This window comes from Neobacillus sp. 19 (assembly GCF_049463095.1).
Taxonomy (GTDB): domain Bacteria; phylum Bacillota; class Bacilli; order Bacillales; family Cytobacillaceae; genus Neobacillus.
This window is the reverse complement of record NZ_JBMPZU010000070.1, coordinates 100,761-119,504: the sequence shown is the minus strand read 5'-3', so window position 1 is coordinate 119,504 and position 18,744 is coordinate 100,761. Positions and strand designations below refer to the sequence as shown.

Here is an 18,744-nt window from a genome sequence, read left to right as displayed (position 1 = left end):
ACCATGACCACAAAAGTAAACGATGAAATTCAATTAGTATTAGAGACAATCAAACAAGCTTCGGAAACATACCAGCTGGATACTGCAATGCTTGAAAAACAGATTAAAGAATTATACGTGGCTGAGGCTGGCCGGCAAGCGCTCCTCTATGCCGTTAACCAAATTGCGATGGATCAGCCTGATTGGACTTTTGTTGCAGCAAGGCTGTATCTGAATGAACTGTATCAAAAGGCATCAATAAACCGCAGCTATGACCTCTCCATAAAGTACGGAGATTTTTACCTCCTTATAAAAGAATTAACCGAAATCGGCATTTACTCTAGCAATCTACTTACTTCCTATACGAAAGACGAAATCGAAGAACTAGCAAAGGAAATTGAGCCGGTCCGAGATACTTTATTTACATATATCGGTTTATTTTTACTAGCGGACCGCTATCTCGCGCAGGATCATGAGCGAAATGTCTATGAATTGCCGCAAGAGCGATTCATGATTATTGCCATGACGCTGATGCAGAATGAGAGCCCTGCTGCAAATCGCCTCACCCTTGTTAAAGAGGCTTATTGGGCACTAAGTCATCTTTACATGACCGTTGCCACACCGACACTCGCGAATGCCGGAAAGAGCTTCGGCCAGCTTTCCTCTTGCTTTATCGATACCGTCGACGATTCACTGGACGGCATTTATTTAAATAATTGGGACATCGCACGGCTAAGTAAAGATGGCGGCGGGATTGGACTTTATTATGGAAAAGTCCGTGCCCTCGGCTCCGATATTAAAAAATTCAAAGGCAACTCGTCCGGGGTTGTGCCTTGGATCAAGCTGGTCAATGATACGGCCGTCAGTGTCGATCAGTTAGGACAGCGGCAGGGTGCGATTGCCGTCTACCTAGATGTGTTCCATAAAGATATTATGAACGGCTTTCTCGATTTGAAAACCAACAATGGCGACGAACGCCGAAAAGCTCATGATATTTTTACCGGTGTGACCATTCCCGATTTGTTTATGAAAAAGTTGCAAGAAACCGATGAGAACGGCAGAAGCATCGGGGAGTGGCATACGTTTTGCCCCCATCAAGTAAAGCAAATTATGGGCTGGAAGGATGCAAACGGAAACCCGCTTGGACTCGAGGATTTTTATGATGAAATTGATCAGCCTTATTTTTCAAAAAAATATCAAGAAGCCGTCCACCATCCGCTGCTGCCAAGGAAAACGTACCGGGCAATGGATATCATGGCGCGGATCATGGTGTCGCAGTTGGAAACGGGCACCCCTTACATGTTCTATCGTGACGAGGTGAACAGGCAAAATCCGAATAAGCATCTGGCTGGAGCGGGGCGGACCTCGATTTATTGCAGCAACCTATGCACGGAAATTGCGCAAAATATGTCGGCGACCACGATCGTCAATGAATATCAGGATGAGGACGGAAACATCATCATCATTCGCAAACCTGGTGATTTCGTGGTTTGTAACTTATCCTCTATTAATCTTGCAAAAGCGGTGCCGGCTGGGGTACTGGAGCGGTTGATCCGCATACAAGTAAGAATGTTGGATAACGTGATAGATTTAAATACGATATCGGTGGGGCAGGCTCAGATCACTAATCAGAAGTTCCGCGCGATCGGACTGGGAACGTTCGGCTGGCATCATCTCCTTGCCTTGAAAGGCATACACTGGGAATCAGAAGCCGCGGTGGAATGGGCCGACCAGCTGTATGAGGACATTGCTTACTACACCATCCGTACCTCTAAAGAATTGGCCAACGAAAAAGGAGCGTATCTTGAGTTTCAAGGTTCTGAGTGGCAAACGGGCACATATTTCAAGCGGAAAAATTACCGCTCTGATCGATGGCTGGATCTAGCGGCGGAGATCGTGGAACACGGTATCCGTAACGGCTGGTTAATGGCGGTTGCGCCCAACTCGTCAACAGCGAAAATTGGCGGCTCGACGGATGGGATTGATCCGATCTATTCCATTGAATATGCCGAGGAGAAGAAAAATTTTAAATTTAAGGTCACAGCGCCGAATTTAACCCATCATACCTATCCCTATTACCGCCGGGCACGACATGAATTGGATCAAGTTTGGAGTATTAAGCAAAACGCAGCCCGCCAGCGCCATATTGATCAAGGGATTAGCTTTAACCTATACGTCCGACATGATATTAAGGCGAAGGATTTGTTAAACCTCCATATGGAAGCATGGGAGCACGGACTAAAAACGACGTATTACGTCAGAAGTACATCTCAGGCAGAAATAGCCGAATGTGAAGCTTGCCAGAGCTAGCACGGGATTTGCCATTTAATAGAGCAGGAGGTTTTTTAAAATGGATATTCATGCCCCATTGGCAAAAATAAAACTATTAAACCCAGAGTTTCCTAATAAATCCACTGGGATCATTAACGGCCAGTCTTCCGGCCTGTTGAACTGGAATGATATCGCCTACCCGCAGATGTATGATTTGTATCAGACCTTATTGGGGAACTTTTGGAAAGCACAGGAAATCAATATGCAGGATGATATTAAACAGTGGGACATGCTCAGCGACGTTGAGAAGGATGTTTTCTTGCGGATCAATACCCAGCTGGCCTCGCTCGATAGCCTTCAGACACCGACAATGACGCAGGTAATGGATTATGTGACCGATTCCAGTTTTAAGTCAATCTATGCCGTCATTGCCCAGCAGGAAGCGGTTCATACTGAATCGTATTCATATATTTTGAGTTCACTTGTCCCGTTAAGCGAGCAGAATGCCCGGTTCAATCAGGCAAAAAGCGACCCCATCGTCCAAAAACGGAACCAGCTGATTTTAGATGCTTATGAGTGCTTTCGTGAGAACCCGACGCCGCAGCATTTATTTCAATTAGCAGTGAACTCGATCAATCTTGAGGGAATTTATTTTTATGCAGGATTTGCTTTCTTCTATCACTTGGCCCGCCAGCAAAAAATGCTCAAAACGAGCACGATGATTAGCTATATCCAACGAGATGAAATGCAGCACGCTTATTTTATCGCCCAGTTTATTCGGATTCTGTTAACCGAACATCCCGAATTGAATCATCAGGGAAATATCGAGTATGTTTATCAAACGATTGATCAAGCCGTCCAGTTGGAAAAGGAATGGGCCGGCTACATCCTTAGAGATATTACAGGAATTGATTTGGACGAGTACGATGGCTACACGGAATACCTGGCCAATAAACGCTTTCGCCAGTTGGGCTTAGCAAATCTATATGAGGACCGCAGCAATCCGATGCCATGGATCCATGTGTTCAGCGATGAAATGATGAACGGCACGAAATCCGACTTCTTTGAACAAAAGTCGCGGACCTATGCGAAGGTGTCGCAATCGAATGGTTTCGATGAACTATGAAGGTTGCCATCATCTATACCTCAAAAACGGGGAATACGGAAGAGCTCGTTTTTGTTTTAAGAGATTTATTTTTGAGGAAAAAAATAGAGGTTTGTCTGTTCAGGGTCGAACAGTTCCCCTTGCAGGATTTACCCGCATTTGATGCGGTCATTATCGGTACGTACACATGGAGAGATGGGGAGATTCCAGTTGAAATGCTCGCGCTGTATCGCGCTTTCGAAACCGCGGATGTCAAGCATATTGTCACCGGTGTTGTAGGTACAGGTGACAGCTGTTACCCTCACTTTTGCGGCGCAGTAGACGGTTTTCGGGACATGCTTTACGTTCAGAGTCATTTATCCGCCACACTGAAGATTGAAGTCGCACTGCAATCGAAAGACTATGAACGCTGCCGGGGATTTGTGGATAAATTGTGGAAAAGCTTAAATAAATAGTATTACCCTTTTGATGGCAACTTGACGAATTGGGAGGGAAGTGCGAAAGTATGCAACCATAATTGGGTTTGGATTCATTTTTGATAAAAGTCCTGAACGAAATGCATCCAATAAGGGGGATTGGATTCATTTTTGATAAAAGTCCTGAACAAAATGCATCCAATAAGGGGGATTGGATTCATTTTTGATAAAAGTCCTGAACGAAATGCATCCAATAAGGGCTATTGGATTCATTTTTGATAAAAATCCTGAACAAAATGCATCCAATAAGGGCTATTGGATTCATTTTTGATAAAAGTCCTGAACGAAATGCATCCAATAAGGGCTATTGGATTCATTTTTGATAAAAATCCTGAACAAAATGCATCCAATAAGGGCTATTGGATTCATTTTTGATAAAAGTCCTGAACGAAATGCATCCAATAAGGGCTATTGGATTCATTTTTGATAAAAGTTCTGAACGAAATGCATCCAATAAGGGCTATCGGATTCATTTTCGGTAAATTTCCTAAGCAAAATACATCCGATAAAGGAAGTTGATTCCTTTTTTGATGAAATCTATTGTTTTATGAATCAGGATCCAGAAAACTATACACATAGTAAGTCGCAATCGGCCAAAAAAACGACGTAGGTGAGGGCTACTTCGATGATTAAACTTGAAATTTCCCTCAACCACTATGTAGACCAATACCACATAGAGGCTGAGGCTAAAAATTCTCCCAAACATCGATGTAGAAACCCTCTACTTCTATGTTTGAAATTCATTAATCATATTTCTGATCCTACATTGTTTAAGCTTTAGCTGATAACAGGACGGACATTACATTTTGTACTGATTGTGCAGATTGATCTAGTGCGGCCTTTTCTTCATCCGTCAAGGGAATTTCGATGACACTTTCGATACCGTTACCGCCTAAGATTGTTGGTACACCTAAGTAAAGATCGCTATAACCGTATTCACCCTCAAGATAGGCGACTGATGGTAAAATACGTTTCTTATCCCTTAAGATTGCTTCTGCCATTTGGACCATTGAAGCGGCAGGAGCGTAATAGGCGCTTCCCTGGCCAAGCAAGTTAACAATTTCACCGCCGCCTTTACGGGTTCTTTCCACAATGGCTTCGATCCTTTCCGGTGAAAGGATTTTTTCAAGCGGAATTCCGCCTGCATAGGAATAGCGCACTAATGGGACCATATCATCTCCGTGGCCGCCAAGGACAAACCCAGAGATGTCTTCTACCGATACATTTAGTTCCTGGGCAACAAAGGTATTAAAACGCGCTGTATCCAACACACCAGATTGGCCGATGACGCGGTGTTTCGGAAAACCGGTTGTTTTATAACAGACATATGTCATCGCATCAACCGGATTACTTAAAACAATAATGTAACTGTTTGGGGCATATGTTTTCACATTCTCTGAAACTTCTTTGATAATCTTGGCATTGGTTGCCACTAAGTCGTCCCGGCTCATGCCTGGCTTTCTTGGCAGGCCTGCAGTGATTAAGACTAAGTCAGCGTCCAGAATATCCTCATAATTGGAAGTGCCGGTTATGTTGGTATTAAAGCCTTGAACAGGACTTGCCTCCAGCATATCCAGTGCCTTCCCTTTAGTTGGGTTTGCTTGTGAAGGAATGTCAACTAATACGACATCGCCCAGTTCTTTTTGTGCCAGCATCAGCGCAGCGGTTGCACCGGTAAATCCTGCCCCGATGACAGCGATCTTTCTGCGAGTAAAAGCCATATTTCCTCCTCCGTTCCATTCATCGAACCTTTATAGGCAGCGTGTTGACTATTTTTCTTCATCAGGTTGTTTTTCAGTTTTCCCTGCTTGAGACGGTTCGGCTTTCTTCTTAGCGGCTCTCTTATTTTCAGAAGGAATATCCTTTTTATTAGCAGGCTCTGTTACTTGATCCTTCTTTAATAAAACATCCTTGATGGATTCATCTGGATGGGGGATGACATGAGCGGAAACTCAGCTCCCCGACTCTTGCTGCTGCCATTTTGCCAACTTCAACAGCCGCTTGGACGGCACTGACATCCCCTTGCACCAAAACGGTAACAAGTGCGGCATCTACTTTTTCCTGCCTCACTAATGTGACATCAGCCGCTTTCAACATGGCATCAGCCGCTTCGATGGAACCAATGAGTCCTCTTGTTTCGATCATTCCTAATGCTCTACCCATCATTCCTCACCTCATTTCATTTCAACATCGACGGAATCAATAATCCCAATGATAAGGGCATCTATCGGTAAATTTGTTCCACCGGACATATTAGCAGCTGCACTACCTCGAGTAACGAGGACTTGATCGCCAAAACCGGCACCAATTCGATCCACGGCAATAAACGGATCTCCTGAAGGGATTCGATTTGGTAACTCAGGTTGAACAAATAAAAACTTCAACCCCCTTAGTTCATCCTCTTTCTTTGTAGCCCAGACATTACCAATTACTGTCCCCAATTGCATTTATTGTTTCGCCCCTTTTGCGTCATTTACCTTGATGCTTTTCCCCATTTCCCGTGCCGTATCACGTGCTAAAGGGGTAATAATAGTAGATCGCTCGACTACTATTTCATCTTTTGTACAATCTTTTACATCTCTTTGCGTTAACAGCTTTTTCTTAAAAATCATTGGAGCCTTCGCTGCAGCAATGGGAATCGGCTCATTTTGCCGGTTGAAAACATTTATATTCATACCAAATTGACATCCCTCATATTTAACAAGACGACCGAATGATTTTCCAGTAATAAAGCCGGCATTGGCTTCATCTGTATCGACATGCATTTCAAGCTTGTACCTAGGGGAAACACGAATCAAGACTTTCCCAAGTGTGACTGGCCGGGCGCCTTCAACTTCCACTTTGACATACTCTCCATTCTCTACACCAAACATATGAGCATCATCCGGAGACATGTGAATATGGGCCTGTGCAATGATAAGGCCTTCTTTTTTGTAGAGGCTGCCCTTAGGTCCGACAAGCGTGATCGGCGCCGATCCGCTAATATCACCTGATTCCCGCAAAGGAGGTTTTACACCAAGCTTGACCGAATCGGTTTGACTGACTTCTACTTGGGTCATCGTACGCGCAGGACCAAGAATGCGCACGTTTTCAATGCTCCCTCTTGGTCCGACAATGGTAATAGATTCGTTTGCAGCGAATTGACCCGGCTGGGATAAATCCGCTTTTTTCGTTAATTCATAGCCCCCACCGAAAAGGGCTTCTAGGTCGCTTTTACTTAAATGACAGTGCCGGGCAGAAACAGCCATGGGTACATTACTTGCGGAAGCTCCCATTAACCGGGTTACAACTTCCTCCACAATCGATTGAATGGAATGCTGATCCATGTTTCATGCTCCTAACCTAGTAATCTACTATATTAAAGTTCGATTTCTAATTTTGGTAAAATGCTTTCTAATTCATTGTGCGGGCGTGGAATGACGTGAACACTCTTAAGTTCACCCACACGTTCAGCAGCAGCAGCTCCTGCTTCAGTCGCAGCTTTTACAGCACCAACATCTCCGCGAACAAGAACCGTAACGATTCCCCCGCCGACATGCACCTTACCAATTAAATGAACATTTGCAGCCTTTACCATTGCGTCTGCTGCTTCTACAGATGCGACTAATCCTTTTGTTTCAATCATTCCTAGTGCGGTTAATTCTCTTGCCATGTTCCATTCCTCCTAATTAATTCATTTGATAGTTTTGAATAACTTGATTGACCATTTCTGCAATCATCTTTGCGTCGACCTCACCATTAGGGGATACTTGCTTCAGAACCTGATCGACGATTTGTTCAACATCCTGTTTACCTGCGGCTTCTTTCTTAGCTAAAGCAGCTGGTTTTAGGATAGAAACTTCCTTTATTCCGTAAGCCATTCGCTTAATGTTAATCAAATGGCGTGCAGTCACATTATCTGAGGTAATATTCCCGCCAAATGAACCGCAGCCAAGTGTTAACGAAGGCATTAAACCTGTGGTCGCCCCCACTGCACCGATAGATGAAAGGGTATTAACCATTAATCTTGAGACAGGCATTTCAAGGGCGAATTCTTTTGCAACAGCATCATCATTCGTATGAAGCGATAAGCTGTGCCCCCTTCCGCCAAGATTCAAAAGCCTTAAGCACCATTCTTTTGCTTCTTCATAGTGATCCGCGGTATAAAGGGCAAAGATGGGCGACAATTTTTCAATTGAAAACGGCACATCTTTTCCCACTCGTGTCTCTTCGGCAATTAAAACCCTTGTATCAGCCGGTACATTGACTCCCGCCATTTCAGCAATCTTTATCGCCGATTGTCCAACTATTGCTGGATTTAAATGTCCAGGTGTGAGCGTAATAACTTTTTCTACTAATGCCTTTTCTTCCGCATTCAAAATGTAGCCGCCATAATTCTTCAATTCACGAATCACCATTTGCACGATATTCCGGTCGACCACTAAGGATTGCTCCGTTGCACAAATGGTTCCATTATCAAATGATTTACTATCGACAATCATCAATACTGCCTTGGAAACATTCGCACTTTTTTCAATATAACAAGGGACATTGCCCGGTCCGACCCCATAGGCAGGTTTCCCCGAGCTGTAAGCGGCCCGGACTAAGGCACCGCCTCCTGTTGCTAAAATGACATTGATATCACGATGCTTCATTAATTCATTTGTTGCCGCCATGGACGGCTTGGAAATCCAGCCAATCAGCCCATCTGGCGCACCCGCTTTTACGGCGGCTTCCTGACAAATTTTCAACGCTTCAACCGTACAATTAACGGCACGCGGATGGGGGCTGACGACAATCGCATTTCTTGTCTTTAATGAAATCATTGCTTTAAAAATGGCGGTTGACGTTGGGTTGGTTGTTGGAATAATTCCTGCAACCACACCGTAAGGATACGCGACCTCCGTCATTTTGTGAACGTGGTCTTCACGGATGATCCCAACTGTCTTTTCATCTTTAATCGATTCATAGACAGCCTTGGAACCCACTTCATTTTTAAGCTGTTTATGCTCCACGATACCCATGCCCGTTTCTTCAACCGCCATTTGCGCGAGTTCAAGGGATTTGGCATATGCGGCTCCCGCCACGCGCTTCACAATTGCATCGACTTGTTCCTGTGAATAGGACAGGTATTTTTGCTGCGCCTCTTTTGCACGCTTAACGGCATCCCGCATTTCTTGTATCGATTGGAGATCCTGATCAAATTGCACTATCACACACTCCCTTTGTTTAAGAAATAAGAAAGTATAAATTTTGACCTTGAGAAATGTCCAGCTCCAGCGCCCTAGCGGCTAGTGTCCTTCGCTCTCCGCCCTACGATAAGTCAACATCGGCTCGCTCCGCTCACCGTGTTTCCTTTATCTCAGTTGGAGTGCTCCAGGCCATACGCCGCTGACCAGGGCGCTTGCGCTTTCTTAATACCTAATCGGATTTTCAGCGATATCCAAAATCGCCTCTCTGAAAGCGTCTGCTGCCGCCTGGCAAGCCGATTGAGTGCCTGTCAGTAATCCGCCGCCAAAGTTGGTTTCAGACGGCGGTCCAAAAAACTTAACCAGTTTGACATCAGCTGCCTTCATTGCAGCATCCAGGCCATACACCGCTTCTAGTGGAGGTGCAATTAAATAGGCTAAAGGCTCACCCGCGGTAATACCAGCTTCTTTCGAAAGATAGGAACCAGTTCTCGAAACAACATGCGCGTAAATGGCATGTGTTTTATCAGCATTAAGTGCTTCAAAAAAGGCATCATACTTCGCTGTTTGGAGTACCGCTTCCATGCCGCTTTTCACTTCATCTGGGGACGCTCCGGCGATGATGCCAATCATCTCTCCTGACAAGGGTCCGGATGCATGGCCGGAACCAGCGTAAAAGGAGCGGGCATAAACCACTTCAACATCTGCTCTTTTCGTCGCTTCATCAAGAGCCGTATAGCCAACATCATCAACTGTCGATGTAAAAATCGCCAAGCTGCGATGATGCGGTTCAAGATGAAATTGCTTCGCCAAATCAGGGTCAACATTTGGAATCACTCGAACTGCTACTATATCAGCATGAATACGTTCTAAAGCCAAACTGCTTCCCCCCTAGTTTTCTTTTTGAACAAGCGACACACCGCTTGCTTCATATTTTAATATTTTCTGAATAACCGTTCCGAGGTAGGCTCCCGCCTCAACAGGGGGAATTCCGCCTTTGTGGATATTTGAAATAACCATGCGGTCGGCCTCAATTGTTCCGATCCTCGGCTTGAAGCATAAATAAGCACTCATGGATTCTGCACTTACAAGACCCGGACGCTCACCAATTAACAGAATAACGACCTTCGGCTGAAGCAATTCACCTACATCATCCATCACGGCAACTCGGCCCTTTTCAATATAAAAAGGGGTACCAGTATCAAGCCCCAAACTTCCTAATGATTGCTGCAATGATAGGTAGACATCCTCAACGTTTTCTTCCACCGCACTCGAGCTGAGTCCATCGGAAATAATAATTTGAACAGTTGGCGCTTTTCGGCATCTTTGGCTGATGCTCTGCTTGGCCTCATCTGAAAGCTTCCGCCCTAAATCAGGACGACGAATGTAAACCTCTTTATCACTGACCTTTGTGCTAACCTTGAAAAGATCGAGCCGTTTTAACAGTTCCTCATTTACTTCGCCATAAACAGCGTCCACAGCAGCAGCATGATCAAAACGGAATTTTAGCCATGTATCTGTTTTGGGCCGTAACCCCGCTCGTCCCACGCCAATTCGAGCCGGTGTTTTACTCATGAGTTCTTTCAGTTCCTCGGGATTAAAGGGATGAGGAATCCCTGATACTTGAGAAGTCGGTTCTTCCCTCCTAACAGGGGAATCCAGCTGTTCAGGTGACCGGGAATCAGCGTACTTCTTAAATTCGATACGTCCTTGTTCCTGCTGCTCTTCCACTTTTTCCCTAGAGTCATCCGAGGCCCGGACAAAGTTACGTTTAGCTTCGCTGTTTTCCGTATGGTCCCAGAATTTCACTTTCGCAGATGGGGATATCATTCCTGATGGCTTTTGACTTTCTGAAATCGTTTGCGTTTGTAATTTTTCCACAATCATTTTAGTGACCTTTTCTATTAGTTCAGGATTCAATTTAGTTCACTCCCCCCTTAGAAAAAATGGTCGGATCCCCCGCAATCTTACTCAGCCTTCCATTTTCAAAAATCCCCATTTTTTCAAGCCATTCAGCGAATAGAGGCGATGGCTGTTTGTTCATCGTTTGTCTGAGTGTGGCGACATCATGGTAGCTCAGCGATTGATAATTTAACATGCAGTCATCCCCCATTGGGGCAGCAATGACAAAATTCACGCCGGCAGCTGTGAGCAGGACACTAAGGTCTTCAATATCATTTTGGTCCGCTTTAATATGGTTTGTGTAACAGATATCTACGCCCATTGGGATACCATGCATTTTCCCCATAAAATGATCCTCTAGACCGGCACGAATGACTTGCTTATTGTTATACAAATACTCAGGACCGATAAAGCCCACGACGGTATTGACAATATAGGGATCATAATAGCGGGCAAACCCGTAATTTCTTGATTCAAGTGTCATTTGATCCATTCCGAAATGCGCTTCTGCTGACAGCTCCGACCCTTGACCCGTTTCAAAGTATAGGCGCTGCGGACCTGTTCCCGTTCCTAAGGTTCTCGCCATGTCATTTGCTTCCTCAAGTAAAGATGCGGATATTCCAAAGGAGCGGTTCGCCGCCTCCGTGCCCGCGATACTTTGGAATATCATGTCCGCAGGCGCGCCTTGTTCTATCGCCTTCATTTGTGCCGTCACATGGGCAAGGACACAGTTTTGTGTCGGAATGTCCCATTCTGTAATAAAATTATGGGTTGCATGGAGCAGGCGTTTCACACTTTCAACCGAATCATCAACTGGATTAATGCCAATCACGGCATCCCCGATCCCATAGGACAAGCCTTCCTTAAGTGATGCAATCATTCCTTCTACATTATCTGTCGGATGGTTTGGCTGAAGCCTTGAAGAGAGAGTCCCTTTATAACCGATTGTGATATTGCATTTTGTTAAAATTTCAATCTTGTTGGCCGCATGGACAAGATCGAGATTGGACATGATCTTTGCCGCCGCAGCAATCATTTCACTATTTAATCCCCGGCTAATCCTCTTTAAATCTTCCCCTGTCGTCGTATCGCTAAGGATATACTCACGAAGCTCAGCAACAGACCAATTTTTAATAGATTCGTAGACGGGTCTGTTTAGCTGGCTTTCAATAATACGGGAAACCTCATCCTCCTCCGGTGAAAGCAGCGGGTTTTCGCGAATATCTGAAAGTGTCAGCTGACTCAGCACTTCTTTCGCAGCAATTCGTTCTTGAACGGTTTCAGCCGCTATTCCCGCCAAGCGGTCCCCGGATTTTTCTTCATTCGCTTTCGCAAATAATTCTTTCAAAGAAGTGAATTGAAAGGTCGCTCCGATATAATTTGTATGCAGCTTCATTGAAAAATCTTCCTTTCTTCATTGATGAAACGTCAATGTCTTAATCACCACCGGGACCACACTTGTTTGAAGCAAATGTCCAATATCCATATAATCACCGTGTTCAACCCGTATTTGATCAATGCAAATGACACTTTGAGCCGGATGCCGGACCTTCAAGGTTTGCCCTAGAGACTTTGCATGATCGCTTTCTAAAACAATCACGAGCGGCTGTTCTGGATTGGGTTTTGCTTGAACCGATTCGAGAATACAAGCGGCCATTTCCTGAATCTGACGAAATCCTAAATAAGGAATCTCTGTCATATACAAAGCAAAATTTTGCCCTTCAAGCTGAGGATCATACATTTCGATCGCGTGATGGACCGCTTCTGGGATTCTCTTTAACCCTTCATTCAAATCATATCCAAATCGAATTTGGTAGACTGGGAGATTTTTTAACGGCAGTTCATTACTTTCGACATGAATCGTCGCCCCGCTTATTTCGGTCGTCTGTGTCCCCGCTCCAAGAACAGTTGCACGAACCGTTTCAACAGGCTTTACCCATATCCATGAGGATAAGGCTTGATTTTTTCTAAGGGAATCAGCCAGCATTTCCCCGAGGTCGTCATAATCTGCTCCAGCAGTGGGTACGTTCTCATATTTGTAGAGACATTCACTGATCCCGCCAGAAAACATGATGGCGTCGATATCCTCCTGCCAATTCGGCTCGTGGCCTAAAAGCAATAGCCGGTCTGCTTCCACGAGTTCCCTCCTCAGCATTCTTGCAATCACCGCAGCCATAAAGTCCGTTAACTTTTGGAACACGGTCTGCTCACGGCTGCTTCCTTCCATGACAGCTAAAGCATTCCACTGAAGAAACAATTTTTTGATCGGTGGTGAAATATGTCGAATTTGATTCCCGGAAAACTCGACCAACCTGCCGCCAATATGTAAGGTACAAGTCCCGCAAAGTCTCCCAGCTTTATACACAGCTACATTGGCAGTCCCGCCGCCGATATCAATATTGGCTATTGTCTTCCCCGTTTTCTTCGAATATTCATAGGCACCCGATCCTTTTGCCGCGATGATTCCTTCTAAATCCGGCCCCGCTGTTGCCACCAGAAATTCACCGGCATGATTGGATAACGAATGGACCATTTCTGCAGCATTTTGTTTCGTTGCCGTCTCTCCTGTTATGATGACAGCACCCGTTTGAATATCACTGGGCTCAATACCAGCCTTGGCATATTCCCCCTTTACAATCGTTTCCACTGCTTCCATATCAATGGCCGTAGTGGATCGTAATGGAGTACGGTAGATGGGGCTGCGATATAATACTTCCTTGTTGACAATCTCGATTCGTGGCAGATGCATCCCGCCCGCCATATTCATCAATGAGAATTTACTGATAACAAGCTTTGTCGTACTCGTACCAATATCAATACCTGCACTAAGAATTTCCTCATGTTGAGGTTCGTAACGCTTAATGACGACCACCTCAATTCGATTAAAAAATTATGCTATGTTAAAGGTGTGAATGATTTTACACCCCTGTTGATTGGAGCGTAAGGTGCGAGACTCCTGCGGGAGCAGCGGGACAGGTGAAACCCCACAGGCGCTTTAGCGCCGAGGAGGCTCACCGCCCGCCCCGCGGAAAGCGAGCATCCTGAAGCGGAAATCAACAGCCAAGTAAAGCTGCCAAAAATAAAAAAGGCACCTCATATGAGCCATCATTTTCATGACAGATCATACAAGGCGCCTTTGCCTGATAAATTCATTTGTATACTAAAAATATAGTCTAATTATTCAATTTTGTAAAGGGTTTCAGTTTAAAAACCTGTCGCTGGATTCAAACAAAAATAGCGGTCTCATCTGAAATCGACTCCACATACGCTTTCATCTCTTGCATAGAATTACATTTTACTAGATTTCGAATTTCCTGTATTCCTTGCCCTGTAATAGAAGAGGTAAGAACAATCGGTCCTTTTGGAATCACCTTTTTCAATAAGTGAATAGCTGAGTGAATATCGGCTTGTTCGGAGTCGCATTTCGTGACAACCCCAATCGGCAGCTTATTGATACCGGTACTAAAGCCAGGTGGAAAAATCGTCCTTTGCTTCGTGCCATCCTGCAAATATAGGACATGCGTCACTTCAAGTGATGTCGCCATAATATTTTTATAGAAAAAAGGATTTTCCGTGTATTCGCCCGGTGTATCGACAATCCAGTCATGAAACGTGAGGGCTTGCGTCTTCACCGCTTCCACCTTTCTTTCAAGAAGGGCATTGGTTAACGTTGATTTCCCTGCACCAATTGAACCAATCAGCATCGCCCTATTTTTTTTCATCATAATCCGCTGCCTCCATTACGATTTTGTAATGTTTGATGGAGAGTACTGTAATACTTCAGATAAGAATCGGTTAATTTCTTCCATCGCCATTTGGACAGAAGAAACACTGCCGATAATGACAAGACTTCCTGTAAAACGGTCTAAGAAACCTATTTGCACATCGGCTGCTTTTGTAGCTAAATCACCAGCAATGATCACCGTTTCACTTGGTGTCAACGTTAATATCCCCATCGCACCTGCTTCCTGAATGCCTAATTTTTCAAACATATCAGGATTAGGATTGGCGATTAGATGACTTAATGTCACTTGCTTTCCCGGCACGAATTCCTGAATAAATCGTTTTTTCTCTTCACTCATAACTGCACCTCCTTAGGTGATCACCTTAAACTTCCACATAGTTATCACCTGACAACTTTCAAATCTACAATCTACTTTAATTGGGCAAACTTTACCCCACTGGCTTTATGTTTTAAAACATCCGCGATTAGGTCAGCAAGATAGGCTCCTGCTTCAACCGGTGGAATACCGCCATCATGAATGTTAGAAATGACGGTCCTGTCTGCTTCAACGGTATCTTCATTTGGACGATATATAAGATAGGCACTAATACTCTTTGATGTAGCAAGACCCGGACGCTCCCCGATAAGGGAAATGACAACATCACAATTAACGATGGAAGCCAACTCATCTTGGATCCATACACGGCTTCTTTTTATAAAAACAGGATCTCCGGTAGAAATATTTTTAACTGTTAAGCCCTGAATCAGCGCTGGAAGTAAGTCCGGAACATTCGCTTCAATTCCAGTGGAACTCAACCCATCTGACACAATGATTTGGACTTGTTTGTTTTTAGGAATATTGGCTTCGGCCCATTTCCTGGATGCGTCATCAAGCTTTCGGCCACTATCTAAATTCATTAAATATTCATCCATTGATTTCGATATAGAACTAAGGACAGGAATCTTCAATTCTGCTAAAAATTCCTCCGAGACTCCTCTGAAAACAGCATCCTGTGCAGCGGCATGGTCGATCCGGAAATCAAGGTACTCCCTTGTCTTCATCCGTGTCCCCGTGCGTCCGATGCCGATTCTTGCTGATGTAATGGATTGAACCTTTTCAATCGTTTCACGGTCGATCGGGTTGTCTACTCCTACAACATTCTTTTTTTCAAAAACTAGATCCCGGGTAATCTCTCCCACTTTTTCTTTACTCACAGTTGAGTTAACGGGGTTCGTTTGCTGCGTCTTTTCCAGTTCCTCCATTACTTGTTTGACTATAGCTTGTATATCCAATTTGCTGACCCCCCTCTCTTATTTAAAAATGGATAAATCTCCTGCCCGTTCCGTTAAACGTCCATTTTCCATAATGCCCATTTTCTCTAACCAGGTTTCGAATTCGCGCAATGGACGAAGACCCAGCATCTCTCTTAAACTGGCATCATCATGATAACTTGTATCTTGATAGCTAAGCATCACATCATCTCCGCCTGGTACGCCCATGTAAAAATTTGCACCAGCAAGGGCCGTCAGCATACCGGCAATTTCTTGATCGTTTTGGTCCGCTTGCATATGGTTCGTATAGGTAGGAGCAATCCCCATTGGAATTCCGTGCAGTTTACCCATAAAGAGATCCTCGAGGTCTGCACGAATGACCTGTTTACCATCATAAATGGTTTCAGGTCCAATGAATCCGGAAACATTATTTACCATAAACGGCTTCCAGTGGCGCGCATAACCATACGTTCTCGCTTCAAGCGTTTGCATATCCACACCAAGGTGTGCATCAAGTGATACTTCTGATCCTTGACCTGTTTCAAAGTAAAGTTGATTGGGCCCTGTAGAAGTTCCATATTTGGCCATTAGCTCAAACGCTTCGTCTAATATTTGTTTTGAAACACCAAAATCATTATTGGCAGCCTGTGTTCCTGCAAGACTTTGGAACATAAGGGCAATCGGCGCCCCTTTTCTTAAGGCCTGCATCTGTGTTGTAATATGTGCCAGCACGCAGTTTTGTGTGGGAATTTCCCACTTTTGGATAAAATCATGGGTCATTTGCAAAATTCTAGACACAGACTCCACACTATCATTGTTTGGATTAACGCCAATCACCGCATCGCCGGAACCGTATGACAGGCCCTCTTTCATCGAAGCCAAAATACCTTCTGGGTTATCAATTGGATGGTTAGGCTGGCAGCGGAATGCTAAACGGCCCTTTTCCCCAATTGTTGTATTACAAGTGGCAGTAGGTCTAATCTTTTGCGCAGCCATTACTAAGTCGATACTCGACATAAGTTTGGCCACACCCGAAATCATCTCACTTGTCAGTCCTCTGCTTATACGGAATAAGTCGGATGTATTCGTTCTGTGGGATAGGATATAATCTCTCAGTTCACCGATCGACCAATTGGCTATTTCTTTATAAATAAATTGATTAAGATCATCATAAATAATCCTCGTCACTTCATCCTGCTCATACGGAATAACTGGATTCTCATAAATCTCTTTCAACGTCAGCTCACTTAAAACCACTTTTGCAGCCATCCGCTCTAAATAGGACTGTGCTGCAATTCCTGCCATCTTATCCCCTGACTTCTCTTCACTTGCCTTTGCTAAAATCTCTTTAATTGAATGGAACTGGAACTTTTCATTTTTCACCGTACATGTAAACATCGTTTCCTCCCCATTAGATGTTGCTGTTTCCCCGGTTTATCAGACGGATCAGTCGGGTTCTTTTCATCCTACTTTTTTTTCATTCCCTTGTTTTGACAAATACTCATCCTTACCAATAATTCCTGCCTCGCGATCCTTTTTCTCAAGTTCCAACGCCTTCGGGACAGATAACCAATAGGCTAAACCAATCCCGATGATACCGGCAGAGATTTTTCCAACAATAATTGGAAATATTAATGTTGGCTGGAAATTCGCTGTAAAGGATAGATGATCACCTAATAGAAAAGCGGAACAAACCGCAAAGGAAATGTTGATCACCTTATCTTTAGGAGGCATTGTTTTGACCAGCTTAAACATGGCAAGGATGTTGGCAATCGTAGCAACAATCCCCGCACTTCCTTCTTTACTTAACCCCACTTTTCGCCCCATTGCTTCAAGCGGGCCGCCAGCATATTTTTGGAGTAAATACACCATTGGGAATGCACCTGCTAACATAATCCCGATATACCCGGCTGTTTCCAATGCGCGGAATTGGTCCGCTTTATCAGCCATGATGGGGTGAAAGCCCCAAGCGCCAAACACATTGGTGAATAGCCCCGTGAAAATTTCGACGATAGAGAATACAAGGACAAGCTTGATTGCAGCATCCATAATTCGCCCAAACCACATAAAGGCTTTGATCATGAAGTCTGGAAGGAAATATAAGCCAACGGCAATGACAACAACGAAAAGAAGGAGAGGGCTCAGGTTTAAAAGGATTTTTCCATAGCCCAAAGCAAATTGGTATTTTGCTTCCCCAGAAGTCGAGATGAAATCACGAAATTTAGAGTTTGTCAGTGTGATGATCGTACTGGAAATAAGCGCGCCAATCGGAATGGTTAATACCCCTGACATCACGCCAAGTGCCATATATTTGTGATCACGCTTATCAAGCATGGCCAGCCCCATTGGAATTGAGAATACGATCGTTGCACCTGCCATAAAGCCGACGATCATTGCCATAATCCAGCCCTCTTGCGTTTGTTTTAGCACTTCTGCTAATTGATACCCACCCATGTCTGTTGCTAAAATGGCTGTAGCCGCAAGCGCCGGGTCGGCACCAATCGCCGCAAAAAATGGTCCGCAGACTTTATCAATAAACCATGATAGATAAGGGATTGAAGCCATAATCCCTGCTGCAGGCACGAAAATATGCCCCACAGCATGCAAACCTTCCATAAATTGTTTTCCTAATCCTTCATCACTGTTTCGAATCGCAGCAAAAGCCCCCATCACAGCACAGGCCATGATAATATAAATCACAATTTTTCCTACCATTTCCATTTTGTCCGCCCCCTTAATACATATTAAAAATTTATATAAAACAGAAAATGTAAGCGTCTTTTGCGGCTTCGCCTTTCACCATAAAAAGACAAAAAGGTGCCGTGCGGTTTTTTAATAAAACCACAG

At 44.3% G+C, this 18,744-nt stretch carries 16 protein-coding genes and 2 pseudogenes; 3 read left to right on the top strand and 15 right to left on the bottom strand.

The window, feature by feature from the left end; all coding sequences use genetic code 11:
* The first annotated feature begins 3 nt into the window (after positions 1–3).
* The 3 genes from ACO1D1_RS22585 to ACO1D1_RS22575 are packed head-to-tail and all read left to right on the top strand — an operon-like array spanning position 4 to position 3,810.
* Entirely contained in the window at positions 4–2,289 is a 2,286-nt protein-coding gene (locus ACO1D1_RS22585) for a ribonucleoside-diphosphate reductase subunit alpha (protein ID WP_423337199.1), read from the top strand.
* Between the two features lie 40 nt (positions 2,290–2,329).
* Positions 2,330–3,376 (top strand): ribonucleotide-diphosphate reductase subunit beta, encoded by a 1,047-nt coding sequence (locus tag ACO1D1_RS22580; protein ID WP_423337198.1) that lies wholly within the window; start codon positions 2,330–2,332, stop codon positions 3,374–3,376.
* The gene (locus ACO1D1_RS22575) at positions 3,373–3,810 is read left to right on the top strand and encodes a flavodoxin domain-containing protein (RefSeq protein WP_423337197.1); all 438 of its coding nucleotides are present in this window, start codon (positions 3,373–3,375) and stop codon (positions 3,808–3,810) included. Before ACO1D1_RS22580 ends, ACO1D1_RS22575 begins: the two co-directional genes overlap by 4 nt.
* A gap of 791 nt (positions 3,811–4,601) precedes the next feature.
* Here ACO1D1_RS22575 and mdh read toward each other — a convergent pair.
* The 15 genes and pseudogenes from mdh to eutH all read right to left on the bottom strand — a co-directional run bounded on the left by mdh (position 4,602) and on the right by eutH (position 18,618).
* Positions 4,602–5,552, bottom strand: coding sequence for a malate dehydrogenase (gene mdh / locus ACO1D1_RS22570; protein WP_423337196.1), 951 nt, complete (start codon positions 5,550–5,552; stop codon positions 4,602–4,604).
* Positions 5,553–5,600: 48 nt separating this feature from the next.
* Positions 5,601–5,994: pseudogene (locus ACO1D1_RS22565) on the bottom strand (BMC domain-containing protein).
* A gap of 11 nt (positions 5,995–6,005) precedes the next feature.
* Complete coding sequence (locus tag ACO1D1_RS22560; protein WP_149871790.1) at positions 6,006–6,278, bottom strand: EutN/CcmL family microcompartment protein; 273 nt, start codon at positions 6,276–6,278, stop codon at positions 6,006–6,008.
* Between the two features lie 243 nt (positions 6,279–6,521).
* A pseudogene (locus ACO1D1_RS22555) lies at positions 6,522–7,157 on the bottom strand (phosphate propanoyltransferase); the annotation flags it as partial.
* Between the two features lie 32 nt (positions 7,158–7,189).
* A complete protein-coding gene (locus ACO1D1_RS22550) occupies positions 7,190–7,483 on the bottom strand; it encodes a BMC domain-containing protein (RefSeq protein ID WP_149871792.1) in 294 nt (97 codons plus the stop codon).
* 16 nt (positions 7,484–7,499) lie between these two features.
* A complete protein-coding gene (locus ACO1D1_RS22545) occupies positions 7,500–9,020 on the bottom strand; it encodes an acetaldehyde dehydrogenase (acetylating) (RefSeq protein WP_423337195.1) in 1,521 nt (506 codons plus the stop codon).
* Between the two features lie 204 nt (positions 9,021–9,224).
* Complete coding sequence (gene eutL / locus ACO1D1_RS22540) at positions 9,225–9,878, bottom strand: ethanolamine utilization microcompartment protein EutL (protein WP_149871794.1); 654 nt, start codon at positions 9,876–9,878, stop codon at positions 9,225–9,227.
* 12 nt (positions 9,879–9,890) lie between these two features.
* Positions 9,891–10,919, bottom strand: coding sequence for an ethanolamine ammonia-lyase subunit EutC (gene eutC / locus ACO1D1_RS22535; protein ID WP_423337194.1), 1,029 nt, complete (start codon positions 10,917–10,919; stop codon positions 9,891–9,893).
* 1 nt (position 10,920) lies between these two features.
* Positions 10,921–12,297, bottom strand: a complete 1,377-nt coding sequence (locus tag ACO1D1_RS22530; protein ID WP_423337193.1) for an ethanolamine ammonia-lyase subunit EutB — start codon at positions 12,295–12,297, stop codon at positions 10,921–10,923.
* Positions 12,298–12,315: 18 nt separating this feature from the next.
* The gene (locus ACO1D1_RS22525; protein ID WP_423337242.1) at positions 12,316–13,764 is read right to left on the bottom strand and encodes an ethanolamine ammonia-lyase reactivating factor EutA; all 1,449 of its coding nucleotides are present in this window, start codon (positions 13,762–13,764) and stop codon (positions 12,316–12,318) included.
* A 361-nt stretch (positions 13,765–14,125) separates the two neighbouring features.
* The gene (locus tag ACO1D1_RS22520; RefSeq protein WP_423337192.1) at positions 14,126–14,626 is read right to left on the bottom strand and encodes a EutP/PduV family microcompartment system protein; all 501 of its coding nucleotides are present in this window, start codon (positions 14,624–14,626) and stop codon (positions 14,126–14,128) included.
* Between the two features lie 15 nt (positions 14,627–14,641).
* Positions 14,642–14,983: an ethanolamine utilization microcompartment protein EutS gene (gene eutS, locus ACO1D1_RS22515; protein WP_149871798.1), complete on the bottom strand. Its 342-nt coding sequence runs from the start codon at positions 14,981–14,983 to the stop codon at positions 14,642–14,644.
* A gap of 71 nt (positions 14,984–15,054) precedes the next feature.
* Positions 15,055–15,918 carry an ethanolamine ammonia-lyase subunit EutC gene (eutC, locus tag ACO1D1_RS22510; protein WP_423337191.1) on the bottom strand — a complete coding sequence of 288 codons (864 nt, stop codon included), beginning with the start codon at positions 15,916–15,918 and terminating at the stop codon, positions 15,055–15,057.
* A gap of 18 nt (positions 15,919–15,936) precedes the next feature.
* A complete protein-coding gene (locus ACO1D1_RS22505) occupies positions 15,937–17,295 on the bottom strand; it encodes an ethanolamine ammonia-lyase subunit EutB (protein WP_423337190.1) in 1,359 nt (452 codons plus the stop codon).
* Positions 17,296–17,358: 63 nt separating this feature from the next.
* Positions 17,359–18,618, bottom strand: a complete 1,260-nt coding sequence (gene eutH / locus ACO1D1_RS22500; RefSeq protein WP_423337189.1) for an ethanolamine utilization protein EutH — start codon at positions 18,616–18,618, stop codon at positions 17,359–17,361.
* Positions 18,619–18,744: the final 126 nt, after the last annotated feature.